Raw genomic sequence first — 1,829 nt, forward strand, 5'->3', positions numbered from 1 at the left:
GCCCAGGTGGCCCCGGCGACTCGACACCGCAGCAGATCGCCGACCTCGTCGCGTTCCTGTCGTCGCCGCTGAACGCGGTGTCCGGCGAGTCCGTCTCGATCGCGCACCGGCAGCTGGGATCCGTCGTCGTCTGATCCCCGAGTACCGGGTGATCGCCCCTCGCTTCACCCGCAGGGACGAAGCGCTTCGCCCCTGCGCCCGATGCCCCGGCGACTCCGCGCCACGAGTCTGGTGACATGGAGTCCTCGACGAAGCACACGATCGCCACGCTGCTGCTCTGCGCCGCGATCGTCACCACGACCGTCATCGCCCTCGCCGCCATGACCGCGGGCGCGTGACGTCGGTCCGCGCTGCACGGCGTGGGCGGCATGCGATGATCGAGCCGTGACCGAACGGGGCAGGTTCCTCCGGCCGCTCGCCACCCGGTCGATCGCCGTCGACGTGGCCTGGGCGGCCCTGGCGGCGTTCGTCTTCCTGCTGCCCATCGACCTCGAGCTCGAGCACGCGAGCCTCGCCGCGGTGCTGTCGGCCTCGGTGGCGATCGCCCTGCGCCGCATCTCCCCGTCCGCTGCGATGGCGATGGTCGTCGTCCTCGGGGTGATCCAGGTCGGCGGCGGCGAGCGCCCGTCGCTGGTGGACCTCGCGATGTTCGTCGTGATCGGGACCGCCGCGGTCGTCGGCACCCGCACCGAGGTCGTCGTCTCCGGTGTGCTCGCGGTCGTCGCCGGCGCTGGGGCGACGGTCTACCTGGCGTCGACCGGCTTCCGGTTCCTCGTGCTCATCAACGGTCCCCGCGACCAGGCGTTCCTGGCGATGGCCGCCCCGGTGACCGCGCTGCTCGGTGTCTGGGCGGGCGGGGTCGCCGTCCGCGCCTTCCGCTCCCGCGACCGCGAGTCGGAGCGCCGTGCCGATGCCGAGGCCGCGGCATCGCGTGCCGAGGCCGTCGCCACCGAGGCCGAGGCCACCGCCACCCGCGCCATCGACGTCGCCGAGTCCGAACGCATCCGCGCGGACATCGCCCGCGACGTGCACGACGTCGTCGGCCACTCGCTCGCGGTCATCATCGCGCAGGCCGACTCGGTGCCGTTCCTCGACGACGAGGCGCGCATCCGAGCGGTCAGCGCCACCATCGCGAGCACCGCCCGGAGTTCCCTGGTCGAGGTCCGACAGGTCCTCGGGCACATCGACGGCTCCGCCGAGGCGACCGGCCCGGGGTCGCTCGAGGAAATCGTGCAGGGCATCCGCGACGCCGGGGTCGACGTCGACCGCACGGTGCGCGGGGTCCCGCTGGCCCTGCGCCCGGACACCGGCACCGCTGCCCGCCGCGTGCTGCAGGAGATGCTCACGAACGCCCTGCGCCACGGCGCCCCCGGCAACCCGGTCGTCGTGCGGGAGACCTGGCGGAACGCCGACCTGGTGCTCGAGGTCGAGAACGTCGCCGGTGACGGCACCACGGCCGGCTCGGGCCGCGGGATCGACGGCATGGACTCGCGCCTCGGCGCCCTCGGTGGGTCGTTCGACGCCGCCGTGCTGGACGACGTGTTCACGGCACGCGCCCGCATCCCGTTCGACGTCCAAGGGGGACCCGTCCGATGACCGAACCGATCAGGATCCTGCTCACCGACGACCAGGCGCTGTTCCGCGCGGGGCTCCGGGTGGTGCTCGATGCCCAGGACGACATGCGTGTGGTCGGTGAGGCCTCCGACGGGGCCGAAGCGCTCGCGCTCATCCCCGAGGTGCGCCCCGACGTGGTGCTGCTCGACATGCGGATGGCCGGGATGGACGGCGTGGAGACCGTCCGGCAGCTCTACTCCGGCGCCGTCCCGGGG

Annotated in this window: 2 protein-coding genes; both read left to right on the forward strand. The window is 73.4% G+C overall.

Features of this window, described 5'->3' with window-relative positions; translation table 11 throughout:
* Positions 1-384: 384 nt before the first annotated feature.
* Entirely contained in the window at positions 385-1,596 is a 1,212-nt protein-coding gene (locus BACI9J_RS23575; protein ID WP_236558901.1) for a sensor histidine kinase, read from the forward strand.
* Positions 1,593-1,829: response regulator transcription factor (locus tag BACI9J_RS23580; RefSeq protein ID WP_159736738.1), on the forward strand; the 237-nt coding region annotated here is incomplete at its 3' end. The genes BACI9J_RS23575 and BACI9J_RS23580, both read left to right, overlap by 4 nt.

It is taken from the genome of Arthrobacter sp. 9V, assembly GCF_902506065.1.
Taxonomy (GTDB): Bacteria; Actinomycetota; Actinomycetes; order Actinomycetales; family Micrococcaceae; genus Arthrobacter.